This is a genomic window from Pseudomonas sp. LBUM1648, assembly GCF_059716145.1.
The window spans coordinates 2,709,871-2,724,345 of the sequence record NZ_CP166808.1; the positions used below are offsets into that span (position 1 = coordinate 2,709,871).

The window sequence follows — 14,475 nt, forward strand, 5'->3', positions numbered from 1 at the left end:
GGGGGAGAGGGCTGGGGTGAGGGGGTTAAGATCTAAAAAACACCGAAATAATCCAGTTTGCATCCAAAAAAACGCCGCTTAAACAAGCGGCGTTTTTTGTTGTTCTAAATTACTTCAGGTCGAAGCGATCCAGGTTCATGACTTTCGTCCATGCAGCAACAAAGTCCTTAACAAACTGCTCCTTCGCATCCGAACTGGCATACACCTCCGCCAGCGCACGCAATATCGCGTTGGAACCAAACACCAGATCAACCCTTGTCGCCGTCCATTTCACGCTACCGGTTTTACGGTCACGGCCCTCGAACTCGTCCGCGTCCCGCGAGGTCGGCTTCCACTCCACGCCCATGTCCAGCAGGTTGGTGAAGAAGTCGTTGGTCAGTGCTTCGGTCTGGCTGGTGAACACACCATGACGGCTTCCCCCGACGTTGGTGTTCAACACGCGCAGGCCACCCAGCAGCACGGTCATTTCCGGAGCAGAGAGGGTGAGCAGTTGCGCCTTGTCGATCAACAGGGCCTCGGCTGACACCCGGTATTTGCCTTTGCTGTAGTTGCGAAACCCATCGGCAATCGGCTCCAGAAAGCCGAACGAGTCGACATCGGTTTGCTCCTGGGTCGCGTCCGCACGTCCCGGCGTGAATGGCACCGTGACCGAGTGCCCGGCATTTTTCGCCGCTTGCTCGACCCCGGCATTACCCGCCAGCACAATCAGATCCGCCAGCGAGACCTTCTTGCCTGCTGCGCCACCATTGAACTCTCCCTGAATGCCTTCAAGGGTGTTCAGCACCTTGTCCAACTGCTCAGGCTGGTTGGCTTGCCAGAACTTCTGTGGTGCCAGACGCAGGCGGCCACCGTTGGCGCCGCCACGCTTGTCTGAACCCCGGAATGTCGAGGCCGCCGCCCACGCGGTGGAGACCAGTTGCGAGACGGAAAGCCCAGACGCCAGTACTTTGCCTTTCAGTGCGGTCACATCGTTGTCGTCGATTAGCGCATGAGTGACCTCAGGAATCGGGTCTTGCCACAGCAGTTCTTCGGCGGGCAGTTCCGGTCCGAGGTAGCGTGACAGCGGGCCCATGTCACGGTGGATCAGTTTGTACCAGGCACGGGCGAAGGCGTCGGCCAACTGATCGGGATTGGCCAGGAACCGGCGCGAGATCTGTTCGTAGGCCGGGTCGAAGCGCAGCGCCAAGTCAGACGTCAGCATGGTCGGCGAGAGTTTTTTGCTCGGGTCGTGGGCATGGGGAACGGTGCCGGCGCCTGCGCCGTTCTTCGGTTGCCACTGGTGCGCACCGGCCGGGCTCTTGGTCAGTTCCCACTCGAAGCCGAACAGGTTTTCCAGATAGTTGTTGCTCCATTGGGTCGGCGTGGTGGTCCAGGTTACTTCGAGGCCGCTGGTGATGGTGTCGCCACCCTTGCCGGTGCCGAAGGCGTTTCTCCAACCGAGGCCTTGCTCTTCCAGTCCGGCGGCTTCCGGTTCAGCGCCGACGTTATCGGCAGGGCCGGCGCCGTGGGTTTTGCCAAAGGCGTGGCCGCCGGCAATCAGTGCCACGGTTTCTTCATCGTTCATGGCCATGCGGCCGAAGGTTTCGCGGATGTCCCGGGCCGAGGCCACTGGGTCCGGGTTGCCCTCAGGGCCTTCCGGGTTCACGTAGATCAGACCCATTTGCACGGCAGCGAGCGGGTTTTCCAGATTGCGTTCGCCCTGATCGGTACGGCTTTCCTCTTTGCCGTGTAAATCAGGTTCGGCCACAAGCGTGCCGTCACCGGGTTCCTGCATGGCTGATTTGTCCTTGCCGTAACGGCTGTCGCCACCCAGCCATTCGTGTTCCGAGCCCCAGTACACGTCTTCGTCCGGCTCCCACACGTCGGGACGACCGCCGGAGAAACCGAAGGTCTTGAAGCCCATGGATTCCAGTGCAACGTTACCGGTGAGTACGATCAGGTCGGCCCAGGAAATATTACGGCCGTATTTCTGTTTGATCGGCCATAGCAGGCGCCGGGCCTTGTCGAGGCTGACGTTGTCCGGCCAGCTGTTGAGCGGGGCGAAACGTTGCTGCCCGGAACCGGCGCCACCGCGACCATCGGCGGTGCGATAGGTGCCGGCGCTGTGCCAGGCCATGCGGATGAAGAGTGGGCCATAGTGGCCGAAGTCTGCCGGCCACCAGTCCTGAGAGTCGGTCATCAGGGCGCGCAGGTCCTGTTTCAAGGCCTGAAAGTCCAGGCTTTTGAAGGCGGTGGCGTAGTCGAAATCCTTGCCCAGCGGATCGGACTTGGGCGAGTGCTGACTCAGGATTTTCAGGTTGAGTTGATTCGGCCACCAGTCACGGTTCGTCGTACCACCACCGGCGGCGTGGTTGAACGGGCATTTCGATTCGTTTGCCATGTTCGGATCCTTATCAGGTCTTGTACGGCCGGCTCGTGCCGACTTCGGACTTGTAAGGCTAGACCCGACTTGGCAAGTCAGCTAATAGCCCGACTATTGGACACTGATAGGCAGAACCTTTTACCGCGCGATCAACTGGACTGCGCCGCTTCGTCCTCCGGTACTTCGTCTAGCAGTTCCTCCTGCCCCGGCACTTCGGTGATCACACTGAAATCCGTCACCTCTACTGCACCCAGTCCATATCCCAACAGGTGAAACGAGAAGGCTTTGCGCTGCTGCGGGTTATCAAAACTGAAATCCATCTCCAACGGTTGATCCGCCGTCGCAACCATCTCCGCCGGCAATCCCAGTTGCACGTCCTGTTCAAACTCCTTGGCTTTGAGCTGAATGTACGCTGCCTGTTGCGGATCGACCGAGCGCACGGTCAGGCGCACGCGGGTGTGCGTGCCCTTGGGCATTTCCAGGTATTGCGCGCCAATCAGGTTGTCGGCCCAATCGTCATTGATCTGCGCTTGCAACGGGATGACGTTGGTGCTGCCGAACTGATAGCGCTGATTGAGCGGGGTGCGCAGCAGCGACAGATCGAGGGCATTCGCGCGGGCCGCGATCTGTCGAGCGCGCTGACCGCTGTAGGTGCCCTTGAACGTGGCGCTCTCGGCGATAAACCCTGCGCTTTCGTAGTAGCGGCAACGGCGTGGCATGTCACATTCGGAAAAAATCCCCCGACCGTCGTGGTAGCGCAGTTTGCCGTTGGTAAACGACATGATCTCGCGCCCGGAGTCATAGTCGCGAAACAGCGAGCGGCCACTCAGCGCGCTTGGCACTGGCAGGTCGAAGTAATCGAGGATGGAGGTGCTCAGATCGACATGGCCATACACCCCGGCGTTGAGGCGCGGCAGTTGTTCATGTTCGGGCGCCAATGTCAGGTTGAAGCCCCACGAGGAGGCCAGACGCACGCCGTCGATGCCGTGGGATTCATCCGAAGTGATCACGACGAGGGTGTCTTTCAACACGCCCTGGCGTTCAAGACCGATCAGGAACTGATCCAGCGCATCGTCCAGATAACCGACCGCTGCCTGTTTCGGCGTCTCGTAGCGCTGCAGATAGTCTTCTGGCGCGGAGTAGGGCTGGTGGGTGCCCACGGTCAGCAACGTCAGCATCCACGGTTGCTTCTGCTTCTTCAATTGGCCGACATAATCCAGCGCACCTTCGAAGAACGCCTTGTCATCCTTGCCCCAAGGGAACTCCAGATAGTTGGCGTTGGTGAACCATTCCAGACCATGGGTCGCATCGAAACCGATGTGCGGCATGATCTTGTCTTTGGCCATGAAGCGCAGACCGGCGCCTTGCAGGTAGTGGGTGCTGAAGCCGTGTTCGCGCAGTTGTGCCGGCAGGCAGGCCAGATTGCGCTGTTGCTGGGTGAGCATTTCCACGCCTTTGGGCGTGCCGTTGTTGAGCTTGTCGTAATCGCCACAGAGCATGGCGTACAGACCGCGAATGGTCTGGTGGGTGTGCAGCACGTAATCCGGCGTGTTCATGCCGCGCTCGGCCCAACGGCTGAGGTTGGGCATCAGGTCTTCCTGATAATGACTGCCGATGGCTTCGCGGTTGGCGCGGATGTAAGCGCCGGGAATGCCTTCCAGGGCTATGACCAATACGTTGCGCGCCTGACCCGGGGCGGTCAGCAGCTTGTGGCCATTGAGATCGACGTCGGTCAGCCCGGCCATCGCTGGCGCGGCTTCTTCGACATCGCCGTCCAGCCATTCCTCGGCCTGGATCTGCAAATCAGCAACCTGCGTGGCCAGCAACTGATGCGGCAAGTTGTACGCCCGCCACGGATCGTCCTCGCTCGGCCACAGGTTCTGCGCACCCCAGTGCGCGGCGAACAGCACCAGCGGCGCGCTCCATACGGCGCGGGGCAGAGCCGGGCGGGCAATGCCGCGTCCGGCAAACTGAGTCAGCAGCCAAAACATCAGGGCCAGCAACAACGCGATGCCCACGCCCGGATGGGCCAGACCGCCGCCGGTGGAGTTTTCCACGAACTGCGGGTCGATCAGGTAATGCAGATCCGTCGGATTCGGCAGGCGTCCTACGGCGCTGACCAGTTCAGCCGTCGCCACGCTCAACAGTGCGCAAAACAGCAGCACCGGCAATGCCAGCCACCACGGACGACGATGCAGCAACACCACCAGCAAACTGCCAATGGCCAGATCCGACAAATAACCCAGCGGCGTCGACCAGCCGAGCGCCGCGCGCAGGCAGACCGGCACGATCAGTACCAGAAAAATCAAGGAAAAGAGGCGGGCATGTGGGTGTCGCAACCCGGTCAAAAGAGCGCTCACAAAAAAAGACCTTCCAGTCATCAAACCGTCAAAAAAGTGTGGGCGATGATACCAAGGGTGAGCTGTCTGATCGCCTTTTTAAACGTGCGGGTGATCTGCTGGCAGATAGCAAATTGAACCGCTTGGGAGGCTTGAGGCCTTGATCGGCGTCCGTGCCGGAGGATCAGGTCGAGTTCGGCTGGCATACGGCGGCGGGGTTTTATTTGTTTCAGGCTGTTTAGTCGGCCTTTGCTCTGCTGCCATTTCAAAAAGTTGCCGCTGGCGCTGGTCGAGCAAATCGTCAAAGACCCGAGATCGATTTCGCGCGGTTGCCGCAGCGCACGTTTATCCATGCGCAGAAATTACAGTAATCGGGGGTGTTGAAGAACAAGCCGGGGAGTGGGAAGGATTACTTCTTTGCGCAGGCAGATGACCACGCCGGCAATTAAGCGAAGCGTGCAAAGCCTCAAGAATAAGGCTCACCGGGCGATACCAGTGGTCAACGTGCGCCGAATCAACCGATTCGGCGCAATGCATGGATCAATTGGCAAGCACGGTATTGAACAATGCTACGGAAAGTTTTCAGCACATCGGCCACGTGGGGCGTTATTGCCTTGAGTGTTTCCCTGTTGCACGGGTGCACAACTGCGCGCTACGACGGCAAACGCGCACCGGATGCGGCCAAGGCGGTGATCATCGGCTCCATTACTGAAGGGTATCTGACTCAGCCGCACGGGCTGATGGTCGATATCAAACAGCAGGGAGAGCCGAACACAGCCATTGCATTGACCACGCTTTATAACGAGGACGACCAACCCTCTCCTCATTTGCTAGGGCATCTGTTCATGTACGAGGTGCCGCCTGGGCGTTACCAATTTACCGACTGGCGCTATCAGTTCTACTTGGGCCACGCGGTCGCGCGCCCGTCTCCTGTGGTGTTTAACGTGAAGGCAGGGCAGACGCTCTACATTGGCAACCTGTATGCCAATGCGCTGACGTATTGTTTGTCCAACGTCGATGACGCCGAAGAGACTGTCGAGGGTCTCAAGCGCAAATACCCGATTCTAAAAAGCCGAACCATCATCAATCTGACCTCCGAAAGCGCCTTCAAGCCTTGGCCAACCTCTGATGCCAAAGACTACGGCAAAGGACTTTGCATGCCTTGATGCGGCAGAGCCATGGCTTTGGCTCATCCCATGAAGCTTTCTATTTCAAGGAAATATCAATGAACCGCATCACATTACTTTTGGTTGGCCTGCTGGCCAGCCTGTCCCTGCTGGGTGGATGCAGCACCGGGCCCGACTTGAAGGGGCAGCCATTTTTTAGCGCCGTGGAGCAGACGCAACCGGATCAGGCGACCCTCTATTTTTATCGTCCTGCCGCCAGCGTCGGATACTTCGTGACCCCCACGATCAAGGTCGATGGGAAAGCCATCGGCGTTCTGCCGTCCGGTGGCTTCTTCAAGACAACCCTGCCAGCCGGTCGTTACCGGATTGAGTCGACTTCTCCACCGTTTGTCAGCAGCAGTGTCAACAAGCGTTTCGACCTGAGTGTCGAAAACGGAAAAGTCTATTTCATTGCTGATCAGACCAGTTCCCTGGCATTCAGCGACAAGCAGGCGTTAGGTGAAGTGAATGATGCTTACTACTCGGGTGCGCATTTCTTTTTTCGCTACGCGTTAGTGCCTGAGGAAGAAGCATTGCGGGCGATCAAGTGGTGTCAGCAAGTGCCACCCCCAGCATCGTAAATCTGAAGGCTTGCGAAGCGGGACTTGCTCCAGGAAGGGATCAGTACTCGACGCTGGGTGTTCACCGCTAGCGTCGAGATCTGTTCTTCAAAACATTTTTGGCTTCCGAGTTAAATCGCCTCTTCGCGCTTCACCACCAACGTCAAAATGTCATAGCTTGCCACCAGCTCACCGAGTTGGTTCGTCACTTCCACATCCCACGCCACCACCCCTTGCGGAATGCCTTGCGGGCTCTTCTTGCCCTGGTCGATCTTGCGCTTGCAAGTCAGGCGCGCCTGGATGGTGTCGCCGATGCCGACCGGGTTGATGAAGCGCAGGGTGTCGAGGCCGTAGTTGGCCAGCACCGGGCCGGGGGCGGCGGAGACGAACAGGCCGGCGGCGGCCGACAAGACGAAGTAGCCGTGGGCAATGCGTTTGCCGAACTGCGACTCTTTGGCGGCGATGTCGTCGAAGTGCATGTAGAAGTGGTCGCCGGACAGGCAGCCGAAGTTGACCAGATCCGCTTCGGTGACGGTGCGGCGATGGGTCAGCAGCGATTCGCCGATCTGCAGATCCTGGAAGTGCCGACGGAACGGATGCACTTCGGTTTCGATGACTTTGGCGCCGCGCACGTGTTCACCGGTGACGGCCGCAAGCATGGTCGGCGAGCCTTGTACCGCCGCGCGTTGCAGATAGTGTTTGACCGCGCGCAGACCGCCCAACTCTTCACCGCCGCCAGCACGTCCAGGGCCGCCGTGTTTGAGTTGTGGCAGCGGCGAGCCATGGCCGGTGGATTCGGCGGCGGATTCGCGATCCAGTACCAGCAGGCGTCCGTGCCACGCGGCGGCAGCAGGGATGGCTTTGGCGGCGATAGCAGGGGATTTAGTCACCAGGCTGGCGACCAGACTGCCCTTGCCGCGAGCGGCCAACGCCAGTGCTTCGTCGAGATCGTCGTAAGCCATCAGAGTGCTGACCGGGCCGAACGCCTCGATGTCATGGGCGCCGCCCTCGGCATGCGGATCGCGGGCCAGCAGCAGGGTCGGGGCGAAGAACGCGCCCTGACTGACGTTTTCGCCGCGCGGTTCGAAACCGTCTTTCGCACCGAATAATTGATCGCAGCTTTGCAGCAGGCTTTGCAGGCGCTCACCGACATCCTTCTGTTGATCGTGGGAGGCCAGCGCGCCCATGCGTACGCCCTCCACCGACGGGTCGCCGATCACCACTTTCGCCAGGCGATCACGCAGTCGTGTGGCGACCGCATCGATGTGTTGCTTGGGCACGATGGCACGGCGGATGGCCGTGCACTTCTGCCCGGCCTTGGTCGTCATTTCCCGGGCGACTTCCTTGATGAACAGCTCGAACTCTTCGTCATTTGGGGTGACGTCCGGGGCGAGGATCGCGCAGTTCAGCGAGTCGGCCTCGGCGTTGAACGGCACCGAATGGCGGATCAGGTTCGGGTTGACCCGCAGCTTGGCGGCGGTGTCGGCGGAGCCGGTGAAGGTCACCACGTCCTGACCTTGCATACGGTCGAGAAGGTCGCCAGTGCTGCCGATCACCAGTTGCAGGCTGCCGGTCGGCAACAGGCCGGATTCGTCCATCAGTCGGACCACGGCTTCGGTCAGGTAACTGGTGGCGCTGGCCGGTTTGACGATGCACGGCATGCCGGCGAGAAAGCACGGTGCGAATTTCTCCAACATGCCCCAGATCGGAAAGTTGAAGGCGTTGATGTGGACCGCGACGCCGCCACGCGGCACCAGAATGTGCGTGCCGGCGAAGCTGCCGAGCTTGCCCAGTGCCATCGCGGGGCCCTCGTGGACGATGTTGCCCGATGGCAATTCCCGCGCGCCGAGGCCGGCGTAGGTGAACAGCGTGCCGTTGCCGCCCTCGATGTCGATCCAGCTATCGGCACGGGTGGCGCCGCTGTGATGTGAGAGGGCGTAGAGCTGTTCTTTGCGTTCGCTCAGGTACAGCGCCAACGCCTTGAGCCGTTGCGCGCGTTGCTGGAAGTCGAGCTTCATCAGTTCGCTGACGCCCTGGCGACGACCGAAGTCGATGGCTTCGGCGAAGTCCGGGCGCTCCTCATGGGTACGCGCCAGGTCATGGCCGTCGATGGCGCTGCGCAGGATCTGCGCGCCGTGCTGGCCGATCCAGCGGCCGGCGAGGAAGCTTTGCAGGGTAGGGGCGTGGGACATGAAATAAGCTCCTGTACTTGTAAAAGAGTCAGTGTTGGCTGGCGCCGGCCGCGCCGATGCCGGTCATCGAACGGATGAACTGCGCCAGATAACGGCCGCGCTCAAGGGCTGCGCGGGGCGAGCGGTCGGTGACCGAGAACAGCCAGGCGCTGAAAAACGCCAGGCTCATGGAAAACAGCGCCGGGTTGGAGTACGGGAACAGCGCTTGCGGGTGATGCAGGACGTTGACCCACACCGCCGGACTCAGGATCAGCAGCACAATGGCCGAGACCAGCCCCGCCAAACTGCCGATCACCGCACCGCGTGTGGTCAGGCCTTTCCAGAACATCGAAAGGAACAGCACCGGGAAATTCACCGAGGCAGCAATGGCTAACACCAGTCCGGAGAGGAAGGCGATGTTCTGCGACTCGAACAACAAACCGAGGACGATGGCGAGCACGCCGATGCACAGGGTGGCGATGCGCGAGACGCGGATTTCTTCCTTCTCGCTGGCCTGACCCTTGCGCATCACGCAGGCGTACAAGTCGTGCGACACCGCCGAGGCACCGGACAGCGCGAGGCCGGCGACCACCGCCAGAATCGTCGCGAACGCCACCGCCGAAATGAAGCCGAGGAACAGGTTGCCACCCACCGCTTGCGCCAGATGCACGGCGACCATATTGCCGCCACCGATGATCGCGCCGCTGGCGTCGCGAAAGGACGGATCCGTGCCGACCATGACGATGGAACCGAAACCGACAACGATCAGCAACAGGTAAAAGTAGCCGATGAAACCGGTGGCGTAGAACACGCTTTTACGCGCCTGTTTCGCATCGCTGACGGTGAAGAAACGCATAAGAATGTGCGGCAACCCGGCGGTGCCGAACATCATGCCCAGACCCAGAGAAATCGCATCGATCGGGTTCGACAGCAACCCGCCCGGCGCCATGATCGCCGTGCCTTTGGCGTGTACGGCGGTGGCGCCGGCGAACATCGCTTCAAAGCTGAAGCCGAAGTGCTTGAGCACCATGAAGGCCATGAACGTGGTGCCGAACAGCAGCATCACCGCTTTGATGATCTGCACCCACGTGGTGGCGAGCATGCCGCCGAATGTCACGTAGAACACCATCAGCACGCCGACCAATACCACCGCGTAGAGATAGTCGATGCCGAACAGCAACTCGATCAGTTTGCCGGCGCCGACCATCTGCGCCACCAGGTACATCAACGCCACTGTCAGGGTGCCGAAGGCCGAGGTGAGGCGCACCGGGATTTGTTCGAGGCGATACGAAACGACGTCGGCAAAGGTGTATTTGCCGAGATTGCGTAGGCGTTCGGCGATCAGGAACAGGATGATCGGCCAGCCAGCCAACACGCCCAAGGCGTAGAGCAAGCCGTCGTAACCGTTGAGGAACATCATCGCCGAGATGCCCAGAAACGAAGCGGCGGAGATCATGTCGCCGGCAATCGCCAGACCGTTCTGGAAACCGGTCATGCCGCCACCAGCGGTATAGAAATCGCTGGTCGAGCGGGTGCGCAGCGCGGCCCAACGGGTCACGCCGAGGGTGAACAGGACGAACACCATGAACATGCCGATGGCGTTCCAGTTCAATGGGCGGGTACTCGTTTTGGCAGCGAGGGCAAGGTCCGTGACCAGCACGCCGGGGAGCAGGAAAAACGCGGCCAGACGTTTCATCGTGCGCACTCCTGCTTGAGCTTTTCGTTGAGCGGATCGATCACGTTGTTGGCGCGATAGACGTAGAAACCGGTCAGGGCAAAGGCCAGCAGCACCACACCGACACCGACCAGCATGCCCACGGTGGTCACGCCGCCGCTGAGGGATTGGCCCAATGTGGCGGGGGAGAAAGCCACCAGCAGGACGAAGCCGTAATAGATCACCAGCATCAATGCGGTCAGCGACCAGTACAGGCGCTGTTTGCGGCGGACCAGCAGAATGAAGTCGGGGTGTTGGCGGATCAATTCGACGTCTTCGGGGCTCATGATCGTTTCCTTGTTTGTTTTTGTTTTGGGTGGAACAGGGCAGACACACCGCCCCACTGTAGGAGTGAGCCTGCTCGCGATAGCGGTGTTTCAGGCGACATCGATGTTGAGTTTGATGGCCTCATCGCGAGCAGGCTCACTCCTACAGGGATCTGTGTGAGCTTTTAAAACTGGTCGAAATCGAGCACAACCTTGTCGCTCACCGGATATGCCTGGCACGACAGCACATACCCGGCCGCCACTTCGTAGTCCTCCAGGGCATGGTTGCTGTCCATATCGACTTCGCCTTCGATGACCTTGCACTTGCAGGTCGAGCACACCCCGGCCTTGCACGAATACGGCAGTTCCAGACCTTGGGCGTTACCAGCGTCGAGCAGGCTCTGGCTGTTGCGCGGCAAGTCGAAGGCCACGGCGCGGCCGTCGCTGATGACGGTGATCTGGCTGGTGCCAGCGTCGAGCACTTGCGCGGCCTGGCGGGCTTCGCGTTTCTGTTGGCTGCCGGCGGCGGCGAACAATTCGAAGTGGATGCGCTCGGCGCCCATGCCCTTGGCCTTGAGGCTGTCGCGCACGGTTTCAGTCATCTCTTGCGGGCCACAGATGAACGCGGCGTCGAGGGATTTGACGTCGAGCCAACGGCTGAACAGTTGCTCGCATTTCTGCGCGTCGATGCGGCCGTTGTAGAGGTCGACATCCTGCTGCTCGCGGCTGAACACAAAAATCAGGTTCAGGCGTTGCAGGTAACGATTCTTCAGGTCTTCGAGCTGTTCGCGGAACAATGCGCCGGAGCTGGAACGGTTGCCGTACAGCAGGGTGACGCGGCTGTGCGGCTCGGTTTCCAGGGTGGTCTTGATGATCGACAGAATCGGCGTGATGCCGCTGCCGGCGGCCACCGCCAGATAGTTGCCGTGGCGTGCCGGATCCAGTTCAACATGGAAGTGCCCGGCCGGCGGCATCACTTCGAGGGTGTGCCCGGCCTGCAACTGCTCGTTGGCGAATGCCGAGAAGCGCCCGCCCGCCACGCGTTTGATTGCAATGCGCAGTTCACCGTCGTTGACCCCGGTGCAGATCGAATACGAACGACGCACTTCTTCGCCATCCATCTGCGTGCGCATCACCAGATGCTGGCCCTGGGTGAACTGAAAGCTGTCCTGCAAGTGCTGGGGAATGTCGAAAGCGATGGACACGGCGTCACGGGTTTCGCTGCGCACGTCCTTGATGGTCAGGCTATGGAATTTGCTCATTATTGTTCTCCCGACACGGCATTCGGCCGCTCAGATGCACTTGAAATAGTCGAAGGGCTCGCGGCAATCGCAGCAGCGGTACAAGGCTTTGCACGCGGTGGAACCGAACTCGCTGAGCACTTCGGTGTGGGCGCTGCCGCATTGCGGGCACAGCACCGTCGGGCTTTCGCCGAGCAGCGTGCGTTTGCTGGCGCTACCGTCCGGTGGGGCGATGCCGTAGGCGCGCAAGCGTTCGCGGCCATCGGCGGTAATCCAGTCGGTGGACCAGGCCGGGGTCAACTTGCGCTCCAGTCGTGGCGCGCTGAAACCGGCGTGTTCCAGTGCGGCGCGGATGTCGTCCTCGATCACTTCGGTGGCCGGGCAGCCGGAATAAGTTGGCGTGACCACCACGTGCAGATGCCCGGCCTGCCAATCGAGGTCGCGGACGATCCCGAGGTCGACCACGCTGACCACCGGCACTTCCGGGTCCATGACCTCGGCCAGGGTCGCCCAAGCCTTGTCCAGATCACCGCTCAGCGCTGGTCGGGCGCCGCGATCGCTGGTGATCAGCTCACCAGGTTGCATCGGGGTACGCTCGGGGCAGGAACTGCATTTCCGCCAGTAAAATGCCCAGGTGTTCGCTGTGCAGACCGCGACGGGCATTCAGGTAGAAATAGCTCGGCGCCGCCGGGACGGGCAGGGTGGCGCGGGCGAACACGGCGTTGACCGTGGCTTGCCATTGCGCGGCGACAGTGGCGATGTCCGGGCTGATGCCGGCCGCGCACAGACGCTGTTCGCTATCGTCGGCGGCAATCAGTTCGACGGTGAAACGCCAGACCTCAGGGATCGCCGCGAGCATGCGTTGATGGCTTTCTTCAGTGCCGTCGCCCATACGCTCGATCCACTCGCCGGAGCGGCGCAGGTGATAGGTGACTTCCTTGACCGCTTTGGCGGCGATCCCGGCAATGCGTTCGTCACTGGACTGGCTCAAGCCCTGCAACACCGGCAGGTGCCAGGCGTCGTAGAGGAATTGCTTAAGCATGGTCACCGCGTAGTCGCCATTCGGTTGTTCGACCAGCAGCAGGTTGCGATAGGCGCGCTCATCGCGGCGAAACGCCAAGTGGTCGGCATCACGGCCATCGTTCAGCAGCTCAGCGGCGTATTCCAACCAGTTTCGCGCCTGACCAACGAGGTCGAGGCCGACGTTCATCAGCGCCAATTCTTCTTCCAGTGCCGGGGCCTTGCCGCACCATTGGCACAGACGCTGGCCCTGGATCAGGGCGCTGTCGCCGAGGCGCAGCAGGTATTCGATCAGATCGGTTTTATCGTTCATGGTCGACCTCACATGTGCCCGACTTCGGCCGGCAGTTCGTAGAAACTGGCGTGGCGATAAACCTTGTCGTCAGAGGGATCGAACAGCGGGTCTTTTTCATCCGGCGACGAAGCGGTGATCAGCGCTGAAGGCACCACCCACAGACTCACGCCTTCGCTGCGACGGGTGTAGAGCTCGCGGGCGTTCTCGATAGCCATGGTGGTATCAGCGGCATGCACGCTGCCGACGTGTTTATGGTTGAGGCCGTGCTTGCTACGCACGAAAACTTCGAAAAGGGTCCACTGGGACATGTCATTCACTCCGCATCAGATGGCCGATCAAGCGGCGTTCTTGTTCTGTTTTTTACGAGCGTGGGCGACCGCGGCTTCGCGGACCCAGGCACCGTCTTCAATGGCTTTGCGGCGGGTGGCGACGCGTTCCTGATTGCACGGGCCGTTGCCCTTGAGAACTTCGTAGAACTCGCTCCACTGGATCTCGCCGAAGTCGTAATGACCGCGCTCGGCGTTCCACTTCAAGTCCGGATCGGGGCAGGTGCAGCCGAGCAGTTCCAGTTGCGGGATGGTCTGGTCGATGAAGCGCTGGCGCAGTTCGTCGTTGCTCTGGCGCTTGATCTTCCAGGCCATCGACTGCGCGCTGTTCGGTGAGTGTTCGTCGCTCGGGCCGAACATCATCAGCGCCGGCCACCACAGACGATTGATCGCGTCCTGAACCATGTCTTTTTGCGCCTGATTGCCGTGGCGCATCATGGTCAGAAGAATTTCGTAGCCCTGGCGCTGGTGGAAACTCTCTTCCTTGCAGATCCGCACCATGGCCCGGGAGTAGGGGCCATACGAGGTGCGCTGCAACACCACCTGATTGACGATCGCCGCGCCATCGACCAGCCAGCCTACCGCGCCCATGTCGGCCCAGTTCAGCGTCGGGTAATTGAAGATGCTCGAATACTTGGCCTTGCCGCTGTGCAGCTTGGCGATCTCTTCGTCGCGATCAGCACCGAGGGTTTCCATGGCGCTGTACAGATACAGGCCGTGACCAGCCTCGTCCTGAATCTTCGCCATCAATTGCAGTTTGCGTTTGAGTGACGGCGCACGGGTCACCCAGTTGCCTTCCGGCAGCATGCCGACGATCTCGGAGTGGGCGTGCTGGGAAATCTGCCGGATCAGCGTCTGGCGATACGCATCTGGCATCCAGTTCTTGGCTTCGATCTTGATTTCTGAATCGATTTTTTCCTGAAAGGCGCGTTCCTCATCGGACATCTCCGAAAGGTCCTTGATGCGTTTGACGCCTGTTTCTACGAGCTGTGCGTACATTCTTGTTCTCCTGCCT

Annotated in this window: 13 protein-coding genes; 2 read left to right on the forward strand and 11 right to left on the reverse strand. The window is 60.5% G+C overall.

Annotation, left to right across the window (positions count from 1 at the left end; genetic code table 11):
• Positions 1–109: 109 nt before the first annotated feature.
• The 3 genes from katG to ACA043_RS12560 form a co-directional block, all read right to left on the reverse strand.
• Complete coding sequence (katG, locus tag ACA043_RS12550) at positions 110–2,380, reverse strand: catalase/peroxidase HPI (protein ID WP_497659346.1); 2,271 nt, start codon at positions 2,378–2,380, stop codon at positions 110–112.
• Positions 2,381–2,511: 131 nt separating this feature from the next.
• Entirely contained in the window at positions 2,512–4,722 is a 2,211-nt protein-coding gene (locus ACA043_RS12555) for an LTA synthase family protein (protein WP_497659347.1), read from the reverse strand.
• A 20-nt stretch (positions 4,723–4,742) separates the two neighbouring features.
• Positions 4,743–5,054, reverse strand: coding sequence for a hypothetical protein (locus ACA043_RS12560; protein ID WP_497659348.1), 312 nt, complete (start codon positions 5,052–5,054; stop codon positions 4,743–4,745).
• A gap of 261 nt (positions 5,055–5,315) precedes the next feature.
• Here ACA043_RS12560 and ACA043_RS12565 point away from each other — a divergent pair, with 261 nt between their 5' ends.
• Positions 5,316–5,867 (forward strand): hypothetical protein, encoded by a 552-nt coding sequence (locus ACA043_RS12565; RefSeq protein ID WP_401265286.1) that lies wholly within the window; start codon positions 5,316–5,318, stop codon positions 5,865–5,867.
• Positions 5,868–5,926: 59 nt separating this feature from the next.
• Entirely contained in the window at positions 5,927–6,448 is a 522-nt protein-coding gene (locus tag ACA043_RS12570; RefSeq protein ID WP_497617794.1) for a DUF2846 domain-containing protein, read from the forward strand.
• Between the two features lie 110 nt (positions 6,449–6,558).
• Here ACA043_RS12570 and paaZ read toward each other — a convergent pair whose 3' ends face one another.
• The 8 genes from paaZ to paaA form a co-directional block, all read right to left on the reverse strand.
• On the reverse strand, positions 6,559–8,619 hold the full coding sequence (gene paaZ, locus ACA043_RS12575) for a phenylacetic acid degradation bifunctional protein PaaZ (protein WP_497617796.1): 2,061 nt from the start codon (positions 8,617–8,619) through the stop codon (positions 6,559–6,561).
• A 28-nt stretch (positions 8,620–8,647) separates the two neighbouring features.
• The gene (locus ACA043_RS12580; protein ID WP_497659349.1) at positions 8,648–10,294 is read right to left on the reverse strand and encodes a cation acetate symporter; all 1,647 of its coding nucleotides are present in this window, start codon (positions 10,292–10,294) and stop codon (positions 8,648–8,650) included.
• A complete protein-coding gene (locus ACA043_RS12585) occupies positions 10,291–10,599 on the reverse strand; it encodes a DUF485 domain-containing protein (protein WP_401265278.1) in 309 nt (102 codons plus the stop codon). The genes ACA043_RS12580 and ACA043_RS12585 overlap by 4 nt, the downstream gene beginning before the upstream one ends.
• A 164-nt stretch (positions 10,600–10,763) precedes the next feature.
• The gene (gene paaE / locus ACA043_RS12590; protein WP_497659350.1) at positions 10,764–11,840 is read right to left on the reverse strand and encodes a 1,2-phenylacetyl-CoA epoxidase subunit PaaE; all 1,077 of its coding nucleotides are present in this window, start codon (positions 11,838–11,840) and stop codon (positions 10,764–10,766) included.
• A 30-nt stretch (positions 11,841–11,870) separates the two neighbouring features.
• The gene (gene paaD, locus ACA043_RS12595) at positions 11,871–12,404 is read right to left on the reverse strand and encodes a 1,2-phenylacetyl-CoA epoxidase subunit PaaD (protein WP_497659351.1); all 534 of its coding nucleotides are present in this window, start codon (positions 12,402–12,404) and stop codon (positions 11,871–11,873) included.
• Entirely contained in the window at positions 12,391–13,152 is a 762-nt protein-coding gene (gene paaC / locus ACA043_RS12600) for a 1,2-phenylacetyl-CoA epoxidase subunit PaaC (protein ID WP_497659352.1), read from the reverse strand. Before paaC ends, paaD begins: the two co-directional genes overlap by 14 nt.
• Before the next feature lie 8 nt (positions 13,153–13,160).
• A complete protein-coding gene (gene paaB / locus ACA043_RS12605; RefSeq protein ID WP_401265268.1) occupies positions 13,161–13,442 on the reverse strand; it encodes a 1,2-phenylacetyl-CoA epoxidase subunit PaaB in 282 nt (93 codons plus the stop codon).
• A 27-nt stretch (positions 13,443–13,469) separates the two neighbouring features.
• Entirely contained in the window at positions 13,470–14,459 is a 990-nt protein-coding gene (gene paaA, locus ACA043_RS12610; RefSeq protein ID WP_401265265.1) for a 1,2-phenylacetyl-CoA epoxidase subunit PaaA, read from the reverse strand.
• Positions 14,460–14,475: the final 16 nt, after the last annotated feature.